Source organism: Serratia sp. HNCC26DJ206 (assembly GCF_057180605.1).
In genome coordinates this window covers 209,418-229,522 of sequence record NZ_JBXUGP010000001.1, presented here as the reverse complement: position 1 = coordinate 229,522, position 20,105 = coordinate 209,418, and the positions used below count along the sequence as shown (strand labels likewise).

Genomic DNA, 20,105 nt, shown 5'->3' with positions numbered 1-20,105 from the left:
CTCGGGTGATTAAACCGAGGAAAGACCAGCATGAGAAACGACCACGACATAATCACCAAAGAAGAAATGATTGAGCTGACCGGTCACCATTATAAATCCAAGCAGTGTGAGGCATTGCGCCGCGCCGGGATATTCTTCATTGAGCGCCCGGACGGCCACCCAAAAACTACCTGGGGGCATTTTATGAACCCGGTGAAGTACCGCAGCGAACCGCAGAAACCGGCCCCGAAAGAGCCTAATTTCGAGGCTATGTAATGGCCGGTAAAAGAAAAAATCCCGCTGACCACTGGATGCCGCCGCGAGTTTATCGCGGCCGCTCTGCGTATGAGTTCAGAAATAATAAAGGCCAGGTGATAAGGCTCTGCGCTCTTGATTGCGCTCAGTCTGCTGTCTGGGCTGCCTATGAAAAGCACATTGAGCAACAGAAGGAGGATGAAACCTTTAAGACGTTGGCAAACCGTTTCCTCACATCGGCAGAATTTACCGATCTGGCATTTGAAACCCAGAAGGATTATCACAAATACGCGAATAAATTAATGCCGGTGTTTGGTGATACGCCCCCGGACAATATTAAGCCCGAGCACGTTCGGCGATATATGGATAAGCGGGGATTAAAAAGCAAGACGCAGGCGAACCGCGAAAAAACGTTTATGTCGCGCGTTTTCGGTTGGGGGTATGAGCGTGGCTATGTGAAGGGTAATCCGTGCAAAGGTGTTCGGCAGTACAAGGAAAAGAGCCGGGAACGTTACATAACTGACGCTGAATACGCCGCTGTATATGCCGCCGCACCAGATACCGTGCGTGCTGTAATGGAGCTTGCGTATCTCTGCTGCGCCCGGCAAAGCGATGTTCTCGCCCTGACCCGCGATCAGATTCTAGATACCGGGATCTACATCTGCCAGGGTAAGACGGGAGCCAAACAGATTAAGGCCTGGTCAGATAGATTGCGTGCCGCTGTAGCGCTGGCCGACTCTGTACCTATTTCCAGCGGCATTGCCAGCGTCTATGTAATACACCAGCATAACGGCAACCGCTATACCCGTGATGGCTTTAACTCAAAATGGCGTAACGCAAAGCTGGCCGCTAAAGCTGCCGATCCGAGCCTGGATATTGATTTCACGTTTCACGATTTAAAGGCAAAAGGCATTTCAGATCTGGACGGTTCGCTCAGTGAAAAACAGGCGATTTCCGGCCACAGAAATTCTAGCCAAACGGCTATTTATGACAGAAAAGTGAAAGTGGTTCCGGTGGTGGGTAATCAGAAAAAGTGAATATCTATGTGGTTTTCTGTTTTCATCTTCTGAAATCATCTTATGAAGATGTTATGAAACGTGATTTTTTACACAAAAAAACCGCCGTAAAGGCGGTCTAAAATGCTTTGTAAATCAATGTGGTACCCGGGGCGGGACTTGAACCCGCACAGCCATAAGCCGAGGGATTTTAAATCCCTTGTGTCTACCGATTTCACCACCCGGGCTCGGAAATTGGAGGCGCGTTCCGGAGTCGAACCGGACTAGACGGATTTGCAATCCGCTACATAACCGCTTTGTTAACGCGCCGTAATTCTGTTTGCCTTTTCAGGCTAAAGCTCGTGACCCACCAGCTTTATTGAAATTATTAAGGGTAAGCACCTGAACTGTTGCTTTATCCTTCTGAAAACACTAATTTTTTTAACCAGCAATGCTTTCGATGTGCAGGATTATGTACTAATTGAAAAAGGTTGGCAACAAAAAAATGCTTAATGCAGAGCACACCCATCGCGTTTGCTCAAAACTTACCTTATCTGAACGTAATCTAATCAATTCAGTGTATTGGAAGCTAACTTTCAACAAAGTCCTTATATAATCCCCCATTAATCAGGTATCACTTTCGTATTGATCTGTTCACCTTTAAATTAGCGCATCCAGGCAACGCAGTGAATACCAAACTGACGCGCTCTGATCTGATGGCGTAAAAACGCCGCTACCAGAACAGCATTAAAGCCCATCGTTACCTTTGAGATAGCCATGCAGCCTAGGCTCTGAGTATTCATCTAACTTAATGCTTTTTACTTGTAACGGATTGGGTAAATCACAGCGTATTCTACTTATGAACATTCTTTAGCCATATAACATAGAGACTACTTATGAAACTGGAATCGCTGGCTTTACATCACGGTTATGCATCTGAAGCGACGACGAAATCGGCCGCTGTCCCTATCTATCAAACTACGTCTTATACCTTTGATGATACCCAGCACGGGGCCGATCTTTTCGATCTGAAAGTTGCAGGCAACATCTACAGCCGCATTATGAACCCCACGAATGCGGTACTTGAGGAAAGGCTTGCCGCCATTGAAGGCGGCGTCGGTGCTCTTGCTGTCGCCTCAGGGATGGCTGCCATCACCTATTCCATACAGGCGTTGACCGAAGTCGGCGATAATATTGTCAGTACCAGCCAGCTCTATGGTGGAACCTATAATTTCTTTTCACATACGTTACCTCGCCAGGGTGTCGAAGTCCGCATGGCTAGCTTTGATGACTTTGACGGTATTGAATTTCTCATCAACGATCGAACGAAAGCGTTATTTTGTGAATCGATAGGCAATCCAGCAGGCAATGTCGTTGATATTGCACGCCTGGCACAGATTGCTCACCGGCACGGTATACCGGTGATTGTGGATAACACGGTGGCATCGCCGGTATTGTGTCGGCCTTTTGAACATGGTGCCGACATTGTGATTCATTCTCTGACCAAATATATCGGTGGGCACGGTACAACGCTTGGCGGGATTATTATCGACTCTGGGAAATTCGACTGGATTGCGAATAAATCTCGCTTTCGTCTATTGAACGAACCAGACCCTTCTTATCATGGCGTCGTCTATACCGAGGCCTTTGGTCCTGCGGCTTACATAGGCCGCTGCCGGACCGTACCGCTGCGTAATACCGGTGCCGCACTCTCGCCACATAGCGCTTTTCTACTGCTTCAGGGGCTTGAAACATTGAGCCTGCGTATGGAGAAACATTGCAGTAATGCACTAGCGCTGGCCGTTTTTCTGCAAAATCACCCGTTGGTGAATTGGGTTAACTACGCCGCACTTCCTGAGAGTCCCTACAGAGCTAACTGTGAAAAAATAACCTCTGGCAAGGCTTCAGGGATTGTCAGTTTCGGGATAAAGGGCGGGAAAGAGGCCGGTGGACGCTTTATTGACGCCTTAAAGATGATCTTACGGCTGGTGAATATCGGTGACACCAAGTCGCTGGCATGTCACCCGGCTACCACCACCCACCGGCAGCTTAATCCCGATGAGTTGGCCCGTGCCGGTGTGAGCGAGGATTTGATCAGGCTCTCTGTCGGCATAGAGAATATTGAAGACATCATCGAGGATGTTTCACAGGCGCTTGAAGCTTCTCAACAGTAATCTCTGGCACTCGCTACGCCCAAGCGACTTCAAGATGCAGGTAGGCCGCCAATATCTGCATCTTGAAAAGCGACGGGGGAATTATTTAGGGCATAACGATATGATTTTTCTGTTCTTCTCATAAGAAAAATAAACTTTTGACTCAAGAAAATATCAATAATTCCATCATATTAGAGAGTCTTTAACATCAGTGCTGTTTGCAGCCATCTGCTCCAGTTTTACCTTCCAGACGGTAACGCCGCCGGACACGCTGGTGATTGTCAATCTATCAGTTTCGACCCTGCACGGGGGCTTTGAACTGACAACGGCTCAGGTCTTCAGCAACATTTATCAGCGCCTGACAGCCAAGTTTGTATAGGTGAACAAAAGACTTAGCGCCCATTTTTTTATTAACGCATGCGTTGTCACTCAGGGGGTGGGCTTTTTCTTTGGGTTTTGTCTTGCGAACATCGGTATCTGTCAATGACATCGTAGGAGGTATACGTTTCTTGCACAGACAATCCCAGCATAAAACCGCACTACCAGCGCTCCGCTTTTTCTGTACTAAAATATGTACTAAAAAGTCCTAGCTTAAGGTGGTTTTTGTTGGAACTGCTTGACACATCTCATAGTGACTTTTCAGCACAATCAGTAACTTATGGTGCCTATTGGTTCACTATGGAAGAAAACTTGGAGCGGGAAACGAGACTCGAACTCGCGACCCCGACCTTGGCAAGGTCGTGCTCTACCAACTGAGCTATTCCCGCATTGATTAGAACTTGCTGATTTATTTCAATCTTTCAGCGGATTATCACCGCCGTCTGATGCGATGCATTCTACTTACCTGACGTAATGAGTCAATAAAATAGTTAACTCATTACGTTCGTTTGCCGTTTTTTACAGCGTATTGATCATGGTTCTCGCAAATCCCTGCGGGCGGCATTCAAATATTGGAACATTGACCAGAAAGTCAGTACCGCAGCAATGTACAGCAACGCGAACGCTACGTACTCAACCGTGCGGTCAGGGCGCCACAGTAAGCCGACCAAGGACATCATCTGCGCCGTCGTTTTTACTTTACCAATCCACGAAACCGCGACACTGCTACGTTTGCCAATTTCCGCCATCCATTCACGCAGTGATGAGATAATAATCTCACGGGCAATCATGGTTGCTGCGGGCAAGGTGATCCACCACGTGTGGTAATACTCCGCCACCAACACCAGCGCTATCGCGACCATCACTTTATCCGCAACCGGGTCGAGGAAAGCACCAAAGCGGGTTGTCTGCTTCCAGCGGCGTGCCAAAAAGCCGTCAAACCAATCGGTTACAGCAGCAAACACAAAGATGACGGCGCATACCACCGGAGCCCAAGTGAACGGCAGATAAAATGCCACAACGAAGAATGGGATCAGAACTACGCGGAACAGGGTAATCCAAGTCGGTATATTCAGTTGCATAATGCTACGGTAACTATCTGGCTGGAGTGGAAATTAAGAGTATGTTGCTACATTGCCCTCAGTGTTTCAATGCATTGTAGATCTTTTCTGCCAATGCTTGTGAAATACCCGGCACTTTTGCAATTTCCTCAACGCTGGCATTCAATAATGGTTGAAGTCCACCCATATACTTCAACAGCACCTGACGCCGTTTTGGCCCAACGCCTTCAATCAACTCCAAGGCACTGGTATTTTTGACTTTTGCCCGCTTTTGACGATGGCCAGTGATCGCATGGTTATGTGAATCATCGCGGATATGTTGGATCACATGCAATGCCGGTGAATCTGGCGGCAGCGAAATCCCCTCACCTTCCGGCACAAAGAATAACGTCTCCAGCCCGGCTTTACGATCGCTACCCTTGGCGATACCAATCAGCAGCGGCTTGTTTTTGTCCCAGGTAACATTCAGCGAATTGAATACCTCAATCGCCATACCCAGTTGCCCCTTGCCACCATCAATGAAGATCACATCAGGGATTTTTTTCTCTTCCAGTGCCTTACCATAGCGGCGTTTCAGCACTTGAGTCATCGCCGCATAGTCATCACCCGGTGTGATACCCGTGATATTGTATCGGCGATACTCTGAACGCAGCGGCCCATTGCCGTCGAACACCACGCAGGATGCCACCGTCTGCTCCCCCATGGTGTGGCTGATATCAAAACACTCCATCCGGTTAATCTCAGAAAGATTGAGCATTTTTGCCAGTTCAGCCAACCGTTGATGGATCGTCGACTGCTGGGAAAGTTTGGTGGTCAATGCCACTGAGGCGTTAGTGCGTGCCAGCTTAAGATAACGGGCACGATCGCCACGCGGCTTGCTCTGAATCTGAATTCTGCGCCCCGCCAGTTCACTCAATGATTCAGCCAACAGATCTTTTTCCGGTAGACTGAAGTCCAGCAGGATTTCAGCCGGTAAGGTTCGCGCCTGGCTGCCCTGCAAATAGAACTGCCCCACAAAAGTCTGCACCACTTCACTCATCTCCGTCCCGCCCGGCACTTTCGGGAAGTAGCTACGGCTGCCAAGCACTTTGCCTTGACGTATAAACAGCACATGTAAACAGGCCATTCCTGCCTCAAATGCTACGCCAATCACATCCATATCGTCGCTATTACCCGAAACAAACTGCTTTTCGGTAACCCGACGAACTGCCTGGATCTGATCGCGGACACGCGCCGCTTCTTCAAAGTTGAGTTCCTGGCTGGCACTTTCCATTCGCTCGATTAACTGATGCAACACCTGCTGATCTTTACCGGACAGGAACAGGCGCACGTAATCCACCTGTTGCCGATATTCTTCTTCGCTTACCAAACCAGTAACGCATGGCCCCAGGCAGCGACCAATCTGATACTGCAAGCATGGGCGAGAGCGATTACGATAGACACTGTTTTCACACTGGCGAATCGGGAACAACTTTTGCAGCAGTGCCAACGTTTCACGCACGGCATAAGAATTAGGGAATGGGCCAAAGTATTCACCTTTGGCATGTTTGGCACCACGGTGCACCGTCAGTCGCGGATGCGCATCGGCACTGAGGAATATCAGCGGATAAGATTTGTCATCACGTAGAAGAACATTATATCGTGGCTGGTATAATTTAATGTAATTATGTTCCAGCAATAGCGCTTCTGTTTCCGTATGTGTAACGGTAACGTCTATCTGCACGATATTTTTGACTAGCGTCTCCGTTTTACGGCTACCGACTTGAGCCCGGAAATAACTGGCGAGACGTTTTTTCAGATCTTTGGCTTTACCAACATAGATCACCGTACCCGCCGCGTCATACATACGATAAACGCCTGGTTGGCTGGTTACGGTTTTAAGGAATGCCTGCGCATCGAAACGGTCAATCACTGCTTAACAACGTCTCCGCATTGAACAACCCGTGTCGTATCGCCAGATGGGTCAATTCAACATCACCACTGATGTTCAGTTTACTGAACATGCGGTAGCGATAGCTGTTCACCGTTTTAGGGCTGAGATTCAATTGCTCAGAGATCTCATTCACTTTTTTCCCTTTGGTGATCATCAACATAATTTGCAGCTCACGTTCAGAAAGCGTGCTAAACGGATTTTCCGCCTGCGGTTCCAACTGGCTTAATGCCATTTGTTGCGCAATGTCGGAAGCAATATAACGCTGGCCGGCATGTACCGAACGAATAGCGTTTACCACCTCCTGTGGCGCAGCCCCCTTGCTCAAGTAACCAGCAGCACCAGCCTGCATCACCTTGGCAGGTAACGGATTCTCAGTATGAATAGTCAGCATGATGACTTTGATATCGGGCGCATAACGAACAATCTTGCGGGTGGCTTCCAGCCCCCCTATACCCGGCATATTCATATCCATCAATACGATATCAGCGGAGTTGCTTCGGCACCATTTAACGGCATCTTCACCGCATTGCGCTTCACCAACAACTTTTATGCCTTTGATATCTTCTAGAATGCGTCGTATCCCTGCGCGCACCAGTTCGTGGTCATCAACAAGAAGAACGCTAATCAAGGAAAATTCTCCAAAATAGGGGAGTAACGCAATCAATCAGCCTCTGACATCTAAACAGATATTACTTGGTTTTCAGCAAAGAATGAATACAGATTAATACTTACTCACGATTAACTCTGCGGAACAGGCCAAATTTTCAAACATTAGTTCACTACAACACCATTAATCTGCTTCAACACGGATAAAAATCCATCATGTCAATTAGCAGCAATCAGGAGCACATCTCCCTATGATACGCCATTTTACACACTTTGGCGGCAAATTTATTGTAAGTTATCACTCCCCATAATAATATCGATGCTGGCAATCATCACGCATAACCATATGAATTACAAAAAAATAACAAACAACCGCCATTTTCAGTCACGCATAAATCTCTGTGACAAAACCATTATTCAGAATACAAAGCCACCATCAACGTCGAAACCGAGCCATTCTCAATTAAAATAACCGATCATACCTTTAATTGTATACAAGCCAATTACTTGTTCATCCTTGAAAAATACACTAGCGATATACTTTAGGCTGGTAGCTGTGACAAAGACATATCTATTCGCTAGTTTAGAGTAAGTATAACCAGTAAGTACCACACGCGCCTCACAAAATGACCATGCTTTCTCATCGCCAAATGGCGTTGAGCCGCTCTGTGACTAGACGCAGGTATCCCGTGCTATGTTATACTCCGCGCCCACACAAATGCACTGCGGCCCGTCATAGTGAATCGGCAACCGGAAAATGTGCATTAACCTGCATTTAACGTCAGGCTTCGGCCTTAAACTCAGGAGAAAAAATGAGCAACGTTGATTTCACTACATCTGCAAATCCAGAAGCACTGGCCACAGAAGTTGCCTGCCTTAAAGCCACTCTGACACTGATCCTGAAAGCGATTGGCCAGGCAGATGCGGGTAAAGTCATCATCAACCTGGAACGTTTTGCCGCTCAGATTGATGATCCTACCCAGGCTGAGATTTTCAAAAACAGCATTCTGCAAATTAAACTCGCGTATCGCCAGTAATCCCAGCATTATCAGGCCGCCTTTATGCGGGCCTGACCTGAGTTCTCACCACTTCCATCAACCGCTTCAGGTAACGTGCTTGCACTTGCCTCAGAGGATATGATGGACATTGATGTGAAAGCGCGGATTGGTGCTCTGGTTGTCGTTCTAAGAGTGATTCTGTCTAAGTACTAAAAGCCTATAACGCGGTGGGGATATTAGTAAGGACAATAGGAGTAGTCTTAATTAATCAAAAAAATTTTAATGGGATTATTATTATCCTTTTATTTTACCGTGCCGTTAATAATTTCAAACTGAAACGATACACCCACTTTCTAGATATCATAGAGTCCTGTTGTCGGCAGCAGCGTGATACTGCGAACACCACAAATAAATTACTTTATCCTTGGAAATAAATTCATTAAATGAATTCCTCTTTTGAAAAAATACACTTTGTTTATGAAATGAACAGTAAGCTAAGAAAATAAACGCATACAGACAAGATTATTTCTTAGACAAAATGGTTAGCATTGCTGTTCGTGCTGAGCCTAGCGGCATGTTTGGCCTACTCATCATCACCATGTGGCATGCCAGTTTTTGGGCGGTGTTTAGCTCTCTCAGGCTTTTTATGCTGGGCTTTTTGCAATGCTTGCCCAATCAGCCTCACCAACAGGGGCATTAACAGCAGACACAGACCTAACGTAATAAGAACCTTTATCATCATTCATCTGCCCGCACTCTTCTATCACTACCTCTGATTGTAGCAGTTTTATTAATCTACCTTTGATTGATTCAGCAAGGTCAGCGTCTCAACCCTCACCGGCGTTAGCGGGATCCGTGGTTTCGGCAGCGGCCACCCATACAGATGGCGTACCGCAGTGGCGCAAATTTTCCCTTGGCAAGCCCCCATACCGCAGCGACTACCCAGCTTAGCGTTAGCCCAGTCAGTATATTCACTCAGTTGGCCCTGTTTGACATCCTCACAGCGACACAGCAGCGTATCCGGCGTTGCCAACGATTTTAGTCCCTGATTCAGGGCGAAAGTCTGCGCCACCTTCATGGCAAATCTCTGCCACCGAGCGCGTTGCTCCATCTGCTGCTGCGCCTTTTCTTTATTCTCTGTCGCGGCGTAGCCCGCGATCGCACCTTCCACCAATGCCAATTCACTGCCGCCAATCCCGGTACATTCACCGGCAGCAAATACCTGCTTTACGCTAGTTTGCTGCCAGCGATCGACCGCTATAGCGTCATTAACAATGCGGCACCCCAGCAGCATGGCCAATTCGATGTTCGCCACCAAGCCAAAACCGCACGCCAAGCGATCGCAGGCTAGGGTATGTATCTGTTTTCCCTGCCGAACCCGTACAGACTCAATACGCTCCTTCCCCTCTGCTGCCAATACTTGGCTATTAGTCCGATAATGGTGGTTAACCAGAGAAAACGCTTGACGCAATTTCGTCGGCCAGCGCCACAGTTCACCGGTGAAAGCCATCACACGCCGGAAGCTTGCCTGCTCTGCCAGCAACACCACTTCGCCCCCCGCTTTAACCACGCTGCTGGCCACGGCCAGCAACAAAGGCCCACTGCCAGCAATGGCCACGCGCAACCCTTTTACTGGTAAACCATTTTTAATCTGTGCTTGCAAACCGCCTGCACCGCTGACTCCGGGTAACGTCCAACCGGGGAACGGTAGCAACAGTTCACGCGCACCACAGCAAAGAATCAGCCGCTGATAAGTAATCACTCCATGCCCTTCCGCACTTTCATACAGAATCTGCTGCCCTCCATATTGTGCGACCACACGTGTGGCGTTAAGCAACGTCACATTGTGCAGACCATCTAATGCCTGCCGATAATCGGTGGCAACAGCGGGTAGCTGCCCCTCTGGCCCATCGCGCCAGATCTGCCCGCCAGGGCGAGGATTATCATCAAGCACCACGATCTTTTTTCCACTTTCGGCGGCGGCACGTGCGGCGGCCAACCCGGCTGGCCCAGCGCCGATAATCAGCACCTCACACTGTAAATCACACATTTTGGCCTCTTTCGATACACATGCCTGATTGGCACAAGGTCTGGCACGCCAAGCGACGCTGGCCGTTGATCGTGACCCGGCACTCCTGGCAAACTCCCATTCCACAGAATGCAGCGCGCGGCTGCTGAGTCACCGAATAACGGCAGATATCCTGCCCACTCAGGCTGAACGCAGCCGCCACGGTGAAGCCTTCGGGAACCAGAACGCGTAGCCCATCAATGGTCAAAATAATCTGGCTCATGCCGGTGACTCCTCCACAGCGAACACACGTGCTGCTCGATAAGGGCGATCGTCGATTTCCGTGCGCTGATGGTGGATCTGCGCGCTGAGCAACGCCGCGCTACCCAACGCTGTGGTGACGCCAAGCCCTTCATGACCCAATGCCAACCAGAGCCAGGAATGGTGCGGATGCGCCCCCAATAACGGCAAACCATCGGCAGTGGCTGCGCGAAAACCGCTCCAGCAACGGATGATATTCATCTGGGCCAATGCTGGCAGGAAACTATTGGCCCGCGCCAGCATAGCGGCCAGCAAAGGCATATCAATAGCCGGATCGAGAGAGTCAAATTGACGTGAAGAACCTATCAGCAACTGACCGGTTGGCCGGGGCTGCACATTGAATGCCACCGAGGTTCCACTACCCGCATGGGCGCTGGCACCGTAACCCAACTCCACCAGTTGATGTTTAACCTGCGGTGGATAGCGATCGGTAATCGCCAAGTGCCCTTTTTTGGCACGCAACAAAGGCTGTGGCAGCAGTTGATCGGCCTGTAAACCACAGGCCAATACCACGACCGGGGCGGTCAGTTTCTTACCGTTCATCAACTGTACCGTTTGCCTGTCCAGCGCCACTACTTGGTCATGAAGGGTAGTCACCCGTTTTGCGGCATCGGCAATCAGCCAACGGGCAACGTTTGGCGCATAGACGATCCCGTCGCTCGCCACCCGTAGCCCACCGGCCAAACCACTGCGCAGCATCGGTTCCCATGCTATCACCTGTGCAGCAGTCAGTATTTCACTGGTCACCCCACTGGCGGCCATGCGCTGTTGCTTCAACTGAGCAATCGCCATTTCATCCTGATGTTCCGCTAACCACAGCGTGCCACAACCCCGCCAGGCGCAGTCTTGCGGCATGCGCGCCACTATTTCCCGCCACAAGCGCAGCGAATAGGCACTTAGCGCCAGCTCTGCCGGATTGTCATCCATACACACCAGATGCCCCATGCCTGCGGCAGTCGCACCGGGCTGCCGATTGTCCACTACCAGCACACGGCATCCTTGCTTTGCCAACTGCCAAGCGCAGGCCGCCCCGATAATTCCAGCGCCGACGACGATAACATCAGCCACCGCCATTAACGGATCCCCCAAGCAAAGGGATCGCGTTCATCCAGTAACAACTGGCTGTCAGCGCAAACAAACGCCTGCCCGCGAATAAAAGGGATAATCTCGTTGCCTTTGGGTTGATAGAACGCGCTGAACTCACTGCCAATCACGCTGGCCTGCCGCCAAAGGGTATCTGGCGCTAACTTGCCATCTGCTGCCAAGCAGGCCAGTTTGGCGCTGGTGCCGGTACCACAAGGAGAGCGATCGTAGGCTTTGCCAGGGCAAAGCACGAAGTTGCGGCTGTCGGCGTGTTCATCAGAGGAAAAAAGCTCAATGTGATCAATAACATCACCTTGTTCTCCGCGGATACCTGCCAGCTCGAGTGCCTGACGCACAGCCCAGCAGAACGCCGTCAGCCTATCGATATTATGCGGAACAATTTCCAGCGAATGATCGGCGATCAGGAAAAACCAGTTGCCTCCCCAGGCGATGTCGCCAATAACGCTGCCATAACCCGCTACCTCAACCGCCACCCGCTGGCGAAAGCGATAAGCAGGAACGTTCTCCACCGTAACGCTACCGTCGGTGTGCAACGTGGCATTTACCATGCCTACCGGAGTTTCAATCAAATGCTTACCGGCTCCAATCTGGCCCAGATAGGCCAAAGAGGCGATCAAGCCGATGGTGCCATGGCCGCACATTCCCAGATAACCAGCGTTATTGAAAAAAATCACGCCAGCGGTTGCCTGTGGTGAACAGGGTTGGCACAGCAGCGCCCCAACCAGCACGTCATTACCACGCGGTTCCAGAATGATCGCACTGCGCCAGTCATCATAATGCTGCGCAAACCGTGCTTTACGTTCGGCCATCGTTCCCGTACCCAGATCGGGAAAACCATCGATGATCAAGCGGGTCGGCTCGCCACCGGTATGGGTATCAATCGCCCGCAGCGTGGTCAGGTGCGAAGGTAGGTTCATCAGGCTCTCCGGAGTTAAAGAAATGTTATCAACATCTCCAAGCCTGCCCGATCCCCCTGATGGCAGCTTGATGTCTTTCAGCGCAAGAAATGCCGAAATCAGCACAATCCTCCTTTAACCCACTGGATCGGGCACATTAAAAAACCACGGGTAATAATTAATTATATTATTTATCAATAAATTAAATAATCCATTTTACCGAACGGAAGCACGTTAACGCCACAATGCATGCTCGCAGCATCAAGGCCAGCAAAAGTATGCGGCGTTTCGCATATTTCATCTCTGGCTAATTATTGCGCTTGCCAAGTTACATAAAAGTTAATATTGATCCGAATGTGTTAAAAAATAACAATTTGTCAGTTCACTGGAATAGGTATGATTATGCGATTAGCTCCTGAATACCTCGTGAACCCGCTTTCTTCCCAACGTGTAGAAGAAAATGAGGATGACGTGTTTGCTATCGAACAACTCTCCCGGTTGTGTGCGGGTCTGGCGCAGCAACGTCCGGATAATCTGAACAGCTTACTCAACGCCTTGGCGTTGATCGCCCCCCTGCTGAATGCCATTCCCAACGTGGTGTTTTTCATCAAAGACGCCCAAGCGCGTTATCTGCTGGCTAACCTGACGCTGGCTAAACGCTGCGGTTTCAAAACCGTCACACCGCTGTTGGGAAAAACCTCAGCAGACGTTTTTCCCGCTCAGTTAGGCTCTGGTTACACCGAGCAGGACTTACGGGTTCTGCACAATGGAGTACACATTCAGGATCAATTGGAGATGCACCTCTACAGCGGGCGCGAGACGGGTTGGTGCCTGACGCAAAAGCTGGCCTTGCATGATACACAAGGCAAAATTATCGGTATGGCAGGAATCTCGCACGACTTGCAGGAAGCCAAAGCCAACCACCCGGCTTACCAGCGGTTAGCGGCGATCGATATTTATATTCGCGAACACTTTGCCCGGTCAATCGCCTCAGAAGAGCTGACCATGCTGACGGGGCTGTCAGTGGCGCAGATCGAGCGTTACTGCAAACGCATTTTCCATCTGACTCCACGCCAGATGATCCATAAAGTCCGTCTTGAAAAAGCCACTGAACTGCTGGCAAGCGATCTGCCGATTACCGACATCGCCTTGCAGTGTGGTTATACCGATCACAGCGCTTTCAGCCGCCAGTTCAAAGCGATGACCGGTTCAACACCACGCGATTTCCGCACCACGCTGCTTATCTAACCCATTGAAATAAAAAAACCTATGGCGTTAACACGTCAGGCTTATTGCTATCTGTCATTCTCTGCCACTGTGCCAATTTCGTCATGGCAATCGGCGAAAGACGTCAAGCAGCTTCGAGCAATAGCGGTCAATCTGTTATCGAATTTCACCAATGATTCACTATTGATTAACAAAACCAGATAACAGGATAAAAGCGATGAACTCTAAAACTATTAGCTGGAGTGGCGTATTCCCAGCGGTCACCACTCAGTTCCGCAGCGATTTCTCCCTGGATCTCGATGCCACCCATGCGGTCATCAAAAACCTGGTTAAAGACGGTGTTTCCGGCTTAGTGGTTTGCGGCACCGTAGGAGAAAACACCTCACTGACCATGCAGGAAAAACTGGCGGTCATCGAAGTAGCGAAAGATGCCGCCCAGGGCAAGGTGCCAGTGATCGCCGGTATTGCCGAATTCACTACCGCTTTTGCCCAGAACATGGCGCGTGAAGCTCAAAAGGTCGGCGTCGACGGCATTATGGTGATGCCAGCACTGGTCTATTCTGCCAAACCGCATGAAACCGCCGCCCACTTCCGCAGCGTGGCAGGTGCTACCGATCTGCCAATCATGGTTTACAACAATCCGCCGATTTACAAAAACGATGTCACTCCCGACATCCTCACCACGCTGGTGGACTGCGACAACATCGTCTGCTTCAAAGACTCTTCCGGCGATACCCGGCGCTTTATCGATCTGCGCAATGCGGTGGGCGATCGCTTTGTGCTGTTTGCTGGCCTGGACGATGTGGTACTGGAAAGTGTCGCGGTCGGTGCAGAAGGTTGGATCTCCGGCATGTCTAACGCATTCCCGCGTGAAGGGGAAACCCTGTTCAGATTGGCGAAGCAGAAACGTTTCGAGGAGGCGCTGGCGCTGTACCGTTGGTTTATGCCGTTACTGCATCTGGATGCCCGCCCGGATCTGGTGCAATGCATCAAGCTTTGCGAAGAACTGGCTGGCCGTGGCAGTGCCATCACCCGTCCACCACGCTTGGCGTTGCAAGGGGAAACGCTGCGCGAAGTCACCGCCATTGTTGAAACCGCGTTGGCAAACCGCCCCGCGCTGCCCGAGGTCGGGCTGTAAACCCTGATCGTCGCCCGGTGCCTGACCGGGCGTATTTCTCTTAACCTTGCAGGGGAACTTATGCCGAATACCATCACCCTCAGCGGCCAACAATTTATCGGCGGGCAGCGTATTGCCAGCGGCACGGCGGAGCTGATCAGCCTACGGGCCGATAATGATCAGCCCACCGGTTATCGTTTTTATCAAGCCAGCAGCGCGGAAACCGCTGCTGCCGCAGAGGCCGCCGCAAACGCCTTCACGGCCTATTCGCAAACCAGCACAGAACAACGGGCCGCTTTTCTCTGTGCCATTGCCAGCGAAATCGACGCGCTGGCCGAACCCTTCTTCGCCTTTGCCATGCAGGAAACCGCCCTGCCGTTAGCTCGTCTGCAAGGTGAACGTGCCCGCACCAGCGGCCAACTGCGCCTGTTTGCCGAACTGCTACGCCGCGGTGATGTCCACGGCGTACGCATCGACTGTGCCCTGCCCGAGCGTACACCGCTGCCGCGCCCAGACCTGCGCCAATATCGCACTGCGCTTGGCCCGGTTGCCGTTTTCGGCGCCAGCAATTTTCCGCTGGCGTTCTCCACCGCCGGCGGCGATACCGCCGCTGCATTGGCCGCAGGTTGTCCGGTGGTTTTCAAGGCACACAGCGGCCATATGATCACCGCAGAGCTCACCGCACAAGCGATCGAACGGGCAGTGCAGCAACAGCAGATGCCCGCTGGCGTATTCAATATGGTTTTCGGCGCACGGATCGGGGCCGAACTGGTGCAGCATCCGGCAATTCAGGCGGTAGGCTTTACCGGATCACTGCAAGGTGGCCGTGCTTTGTTTGATTTAGCCATGCGCCGCCCGCAGCCGATTCCGGTATTTGCCGAGATGTCGAGTATCAATCCGGTGCTAGTCATGCCGCAGGCGTTGGCTCAACGCTGGCAAAGCATAGCCCAGGAACTGGTCGCCTCATTCACGCTGGGCTGTGGACAATTCTGCACCAAGCCGGGGCTGATTATCGGTATTCGCAGCCCTGCATTCAGCCAGCTCATTGATGATTTAAAAACTCGGGTAAATGCCGCACCGCCGCAACACATGCTGAATGCGGGCACGCTGGCGCACTATCGCCACGGGCTGCAAGCGCTGGATCAGCACCCAGGATTGGAGCACTTAGCGGGCAACCAGGAACAACAAACGCATCTGGCTGCGGCTCAACTTTATCAGGCCAGCAGTCAATTACTGCTTAACGACGACGTACTGTTACAGGAGGAAGTGTTTGGCCCGGTGGCGATCGTGGTCGCGCTAGACGATCAACAACAATTGCTGGCGGCGCTGGAACATTTGCAAGGCCAACTGACCGCCACGTTACTCGTCGAACCCGGCGATATGGCTGCTGCCGCCGAACTGCTGCCTTTACTGACGCGCAAGGCCGGGCGAGTGCTGTTCAACGGTTATCCGACCGGTGTGGAAGTCTGCGATGCCATGGTGCACGGCGGTCCTTACCCTGCCACCAGCGATGCACGCGGCACCTCGGTCGGTACGCTGGCCATTGAACGTTTTCTACGCCCGGTTTGCCTGCAAAACACTCCTGCGGCTCTGCTGCCAGCCGCCTTACAGAACAGCAACCCACTCAACCTGTTGCGATTGGTGAATGGCACTTATACCCGCTCCTCATTGGAAGGAACCTCTTATGGCGACCCAAGGCAAATTTAAAAAGCAGCTTACGCTCACCGATCTGACCTTTATCGGCCTGGGCGCAATTTTTGGCTCCGGCTGGCTGTTCGCGGCCAGCCATGTTTCTTCTATCGCCGGGCCTGCCGGGCTCTATTCATGGCTGATTGGCGGGCTGGCGGTACTGTTACTCGGCATTGTTTACTGCGAACTGGGCGCGGCATTACCCCGCGCTGGTGGCATTATCCGCTATCCGGTATTTTCCCACGGCGAACTGATGGGCTATTTATTAGGCTTTATCACGCTGATCGCTTTCTCCAGCCTGATCTCGATCGAAATCGTTGCAGCACGCCAGTATGCCGCGGCCTGGTTTCCGTTCCTCACTCAGCCAGACTCCAGCGATCCAACGCTGGTCGGCTGGCTGGTACAACTGTTATTGCTGTGTTTTTTCTTTTCTCTCAACTATTACAGCGTTAAAACCTTCGCCAAATCCAATAACCTGATCAGCATAATCAAGTTTCTGGTCCCGCTATTGGTGATCGTGGTGCTGTTTACCTTTTTCAAACCCGAGAACCTGCACAGCCAGGGTTTTGCCCCTTTCGGCGCCGCCGGGGTTGAAGCAGCGATCTCAGCGGGCGGAATCATCTTCGCTTATCTTGGCTTGACGCCGATCATCTCGGTAGCCAGCGAGGTGCAAAAACCGCAGCGCACCATCCCGATCGCCCTGATTCTGTCGGTAGTGCTTTCCACTATTATTTATGTGCTGCTGCAACTGGCGTTCCTCGGCAGTATCCCGAGCGAGATGTTGGCCGAGGGTTGGGCCGGTATCAGCAAGCAGTTTTCTCTGCCTTACCGTGATATTGCCGTCACCTTGGGGATGAGTTGGCTGGCCTTTATGGTGGTCAGCGATGCCATCATTTCCCCCAGCGGCACCGGCAACATTTATATGAATGCCACACCGCGTGTCATTTATGGCTGGGCACGCACCGGCACCTTCTTCAAAATATTTACCAAAGTCGATAGCCAATCCGGTATCCCGCGTCACGCTTTATGGCTGACCTTTGCCTTATCCATTTTCTGGACGCTGCCTTTTCCATCGTGGGAACGGCTGATCGGCGTAGTATCCGCTGCGCTGGTGTTAAGCTATGCTATCGCACCGGTTACTGCCGCCGGACTGCGCCGTAACGCCGCGGACCTGCCCCGGCCATTCCGGGTTCGTGGCTTCTGTGTCCTCGGGCCGCTGTCGTTTATCATCTCGGCACTTATCGTCTACTGGTCTGGCTGGAATACCGTTTCCTGGCTGCTCGGCCTACAGATCCTGATGTTCTTCATCTATATCCTGTTCAAAAATAAAGTACCGACACACGCCGTCAGCCTGAAGCAACAAATCTACTCCTCCCTATGGCTGATCGCTTTCTACGCACTGATTATCGTCGCCTCTTATCTGGGCAGTTTTGGCGGTATTGGTGCCATCAGTCACCCTTGGGATACCCTGTTGGTCGCCGCCATCGCGCTGGTCATTTACTACTGGGGTGCCTATACCTGTCTGCCTAAGGCGAATTTTGCCGGGGACGAAGAAGAGTAAAGGAAGAGAAAATGACTCAAACCGTAAATCTATCGCTGGATGATGCTTATCAGTTGGCACACCGCGCACTACGCAGTAATGGTTTCAGCGAGGCGCACGCTCACGCGGTGGCGCAGAACGTCACTGCCGGGGAGCGCGATGGTTGTGCCTCCCATGGCTTGTATCGTGTATTAGGTTGTGTCCGCTCGCTGCATGCAGGCAAGGTTTCCGCCGATGCCGAGCCACTGCTCATCGATACCGCTCCCGCGATTATGCACGTGGATGCGGGTGCAGCCTTCTCACTGGTGGCTTACCAGACCGCGTTGCCCGCATTTATTGATAAGGTACGCCACTGCGGTATCGCCGCACTGGCCATTAACCATTGCGTACACTTCTCTGCGCTGTGGGCCGATATCGAACCGCTGGTTGAGCAAGGATTGGTGGCGCTGGCCTGCACGCCAAGCCACGCCTGGGTAGCGCCAGCGGGCGGAACTCAGCCGCTGTTTGGCACCAACCCGATTGCCTTTGGCTGGCCGCGCCCGCAGCAGCCGCACTTTATCTTTGATATGGCCACCAGCGCTATCGCTCGCGGTGAGATTGAACTGCATCGCCGGGCGGGCAAAACCTTGCCGGAAGGCTGGGGGATCGATCAGCAAGGCCAGCCGTCAACCGACGCGGCCAGCGTATTGCAAGGTGCCATGCTGACCTTCGGCGGCCATAAAGGTTCGGCGCTGGCAGCCATGGTGGAGTTGATTGCCGGGCCACTGATTGGCGATATGACCAGCAAGGAGTCGCTGGCTTATGATGCCCAAACCGGCTCTTCCCCTTACGGCGGCGAATTGATTATCGCTATGGATCCCGCACGTTTTCTGGGTGCCGATCAACAGGCGCACTTCGCCCGCGCGGAAGCCCTGTTTACCAACATGCAGTCACAAGGAGCGCGTATCCCAGGAGAAAGGCGTTTTCAGGCTCGGCAGCACAGCCAACAGCATGGAGTCACACTACCACAGGCGTTATACGATGAGATTGTGGCGCTATGCCGGTGATACAACAGGCCCGCACTGACGGCGGGCCGATAAGTTATCGGAGAGTTATCTAATCACCATCACCGATGTTTTGGCATGGCGCACAATGGCTGCGGCATTCGAACCCAGAAGATAGGTTTTCACGCTTGGGCGGCGGGAACCGATCACGATCAGATCGGCCTCTATCTCTTCGGCAAGCAGTAATACTTCGTCGCGCGGCGAACCGAAGCTGATGGTATACGCCAAGTTCTCCAGCGGCAGATCGATTTCCGCCATGATTTTCTTCAGCCCTTCAATCGCTTTCACTTCCGCCTGATTCTCAAACTCTTTGATGCCGAAGGAGTAGGCGGTAACAAACGCCGAGGCATCGGGCAATGCATGGAAGAAATGCACCTTGGCCCCAGACATTTTTGCCAGATACTCAACATGTTTGAGGGCATGTTCGGTCAACACATCTTCTGAAATATCTATCGGCACTAAAATGGTCTTGTACATATTCAATCCCTTCTTTATTTACCGTTATGGAATCAGTTTACTGCCGCACAACAGGATGGTGAATCGGTTTATGCCACTTTTGTGAGGCATGGCAGGAGAAGATAGAATCATCACCATCCGCTATCATTGGCCTGTTATGCTGTAAAAGCCTTTTGGAGTAGTCAGATGTTTTCTTGGCAACGCCTCAGCCAAGATGTCGTTATTTCACCTCGCCCCAAGTAGCCTAGATGCAAAATCACTGCTCACCGCTGATTAAACCAATGATTTTTACTTTTGTGACTGGCACCGCAAAACCAGAGAAATGTGCACAGCAGCCTAACCTATC

At 51.5% G+C, this 20,105-nt stretch carries 17 protein-coding genes and 3 tRNA genes; 9 read left to right on the top strand and 11 right to left on the bottom strand.

Annotated features, from left to right (window positions below):
• Positions 1-30: 30 nt before the first annotated feature.
• On the top strand, positions 31-255 hold the full coding sequence (locus AC2A1E_RS01080) for a DUF4224 domain-containing protein (protein ID WP_484382168.1): 225 nt from the start codon (positions 31-33) through the stop codon (positions 253-255).
• The gene (locus AC2A1E_RS01075; protein ID WP_484382167.1) at positions 255-1,271 is read left to right on the top strand and encodes a tyrosine-type recombinase/integrase; all 1,017 of its coding nucleotides are present in this window, start codon (positions 255-257) and stop codon (positions 1,269-1,271) included. Before AC2A1E_RS01080 ends, AC2A1E_RS01075 begins: the two co-directional genes overlap by 1 nt.
• A 120-nt stretch (positions 1,272-1,391) precedes the next feature.
• On the opposite strand, the gene AC2A1E_RS01070 is transcribed toward AC2A1E_RS01075, so the two are convergent.
• Together AC2A1E_RS01070 and AC2A1E_RS01065 are read right to left on the bottom strand one after the other, a co-directional pair.
• Positions 1,392-1,477 (bottom strand) — tRNA-Leu (locus AC2A1E_RS01070).
• A gap of 8 nt (positions 1,478-1,485) precedes the next feature.
• Positions 1,486-1,559: transfer RNA gene (locus tag AC2A1E_RS01065), tRNA-Cys, on the bottom strand.
• A gap of 566 nt (positions 1,560-2,125) precedes the next feature.
• On the opposite strand from AC2A1E_RS01065, the gene AC2A1E_RS01060 reads away from it, so the two are divergent.
• Positions 2,126-3,403 (top strand): O-acetylhomoserine aminocarboxypropyltransferase/cysteine synthase family protein, encoded by a 1,278-nt coding sequence (locus AC2A1E_RS01060; RefSeq protein WP_484382166.1) that lies wholly within the window; start codon positions 2,126-2,128, stop codon positions 3,401-3,403.
• A gap of 670 nt (positions 3,404-4,073) precedes the next feature.
• Here the strand turns inward: AC2A1E_RS01060 and AC2A1E_RS01055 are convergent.
• The 4 genes from AC2A1E_RS01055 to uvrY all read right to left on the bottom strand — a co-directional run bounded on the left by AC2A1E_RS01055 (position 4,074) and on the right by uvrY (position 7,382).
• Positions 4,074-4,149 (bottom strand) — tRNA-Gly (locus AC2A1E_RS01055).
• A gap of 144 nt (positions 4,150-4,293) precedes the next feature.
• The gene (pgsA, locus tag AC2A1E_RS01050; RefSeq protein ID WP_459398868.1) at positions 4,294-4,842 is read right to left on the bottom strand and encodes a CDP-diacylglycerol--glycerol-3-phosphate 3-phosphatidyltransferase; all 549 of its coding nucleotides are present in this window, start codon (positions 4,840-4,842) and stop codon (positions 4,294-4,296) included.
• Between the two features lie 58 nt (positions 4,843-4,900).
• Positions 4,901-6,733, bottom strand: a complete 1,833-nt coding sequence (gene uvrC / locus AC2A1E_RS01045; protein WP_484382165.1) for an excinuclease ABC subunit UvrC — start codon at positions 6,731-6,733, stop codon at positions 4,901-4,903.
• Entirely contained in the window at positions 6,726-7,382 is a 657-nt protein-coding gene (gene uvrY, locus AC2A1E_RS01040; protein ID WP_337263816.1) for a UvrY/SirA/GacA family response regulator transcription factor, read from the bottom strand. The genes uvrC and uvrY overlap by 8 nt, the downstream gene beginning before the upstream one ends.
• Positions 7,383-8,172: 790 nt before the next feature.
• On the opposite strand from uvrY, the gene AC2A1E_RS01035 reads away from it, so the two are divergent.
• Positions 8,173-8,397, top strand: coding sequence for a DUF2594 family protein (locus AC2A1E_RS01035; protein WP_484382164.1), 225 nt, complete (start codon positions 8,173-8,175; stop codon positions 8,395-8,397).
• Positions 8,398-9,148: 751 nt separating this feature from the next.
• On the opposite strand, the gene AC2A1E_RS01030 is transcribed toward AC2A1E_RS01035, so the two are convergent.
• The 4 genes from AC2A1E_RS01030 to AC2A1E_RS01015 are packed head-to-tail and all read right to left on the bottom strand — an operon-like array spanning position 9,149 to position 12,708.
• On the bottom strand, positions 9,149-10,408 hold the full coding sequence (locus AC2A1E_RS01030; protein ID WP_484382163.1) for an FAD-dependent oxidoreductase: 1,260 nt from the start codon (positions 10,406-10,408) through the stop codon (positions 9,149-9,151).
• On the bottom strand, positions 10,401-10,649 hold the full coding sequence (locus AC2A1E_RS01025) for a (2Fe-2S)-binding protein (protein ID WP_484382162.1): 249 nt from the start codon (positions 10,647-10,649) through the stop codon (positions 10,401-10,403). The genes AC2A1E_RS01030 and AC2A1E_RS01025 overlap by 8 nt, the downstream gene beginning before the upstream one ends.
• Positions 10,646-11,761, bottom strand: a complete 1,116-nt coding sequence (locus AC2A1E_RS01020) for an NAD(P)/FAD-dependent oxidoreductase (RefSeq protein WP_484382161.1) — start codon at positions 11,759-11,761, stop codon at positions 10,646-10,648. The genes AC2A1E_RS01025 and AC2A1E_RS01020 overlap by 4 nt, the downstream gene beginning before the upstream one ends.
• Positions 11,761-12,708: a 4-hydroxyproline epimerase gene (locus AC2A1E_RS01015; protein ID WP_484382237.1), complete on the bottom strand. Its 948-nt coding sequence runs from the start codon at positions 12,706-12,708 to the stop codon at positions 11,761-11,763. The genes AC2A1E_RS01020 and AC2A1E_RS01015 overlap by 1 nt, the downstream gene beginning before the upstream one ends.
• Before the next feature lie 381 nt (positions 12,709-13,089).
• On the opposite strand from AC2A1E_RS01015, the gene AC2A1E_RS01010 reads away from it, so the two are divergent.
• From AC2A1E_RS01010 to AC2A1E_RS00990, 5 genes are all read left to right on the top strand, one after another.
• Positions 13,090-13,935, top strand: a complete 846-nt coding sequence (locus tag AC2A1E_RS01010) for a helix-turn-helix domain-containing protein (protein ID WP_459402811.1) — start codon at positions 13,090-13,092, stop codon at positions 13,933-13,935.
• A gap of 196 nt (positions 13,936-14,131) precedes the next feature.
• Positions 14,132-15,052: a dihydrodipicolinate synthase family protein gene (locus tag AC2A1E_RS01005; protein ID WP_484382160.1), complete on the top strand. Its 921-nt coding sequence runs from the start codon at positions 14,132-14,134 to the stop codon at positions 15,050-15,052.
• Between the two features lie 60 nt (positions 15,053-15,112).
• Entirely contained in the window at positions 15,113-16,738 is a 1,626-nt protein-coding gene (locus AC2A1E_RS01000) for an aldehyde dehydrogenase (NADP(+)) (protein WP_484382159.1), read from the top strand.
• Complete coding sequence (locus tag AC2A1E_RS00995) at positions 16,716-18,281, top strand: APC family permease (RefSeq protein ID WP_484382158.1); 1,566 nt, start codon at positions 16,716-16,718, stop codon at positions 18,279-18,281. The genes AC2A1E_RS01000 and AC2A1E_RS00995 overlap by 23 nt, the downstream gene beginning before the upstream one ends.
• 11 nt (positions 18,282-18,292) lie before the next feature.
• A complete protein-coding gene (locus tag AC2A1E_RS00990; protein WP_484382157.1) occupies positions 18,293-19,306 on the top strand; it encodes an Ldh family oxidoreductase in 1,014 nt (337 codons plus the stop codon).
• A 45-nt stretch (positions 19,307-19,351) separates the two neighbouring features.
• On the opposite strand, the gene AC2A1E_RS00985 is transcribed toward AC2A1E_RS00990, so the two are convergent.
• Entirely contained in the window at positions 19,352-19,780 is a 429-nt protein-coding gene (locus tag AC2A1E_RS00985; RefSeq protein ID WP_459398877.1) for a universal stress protein, read from the bottom strand.
• Positions 19,781-20,105 lie beyond the last annotated feature (325 nt).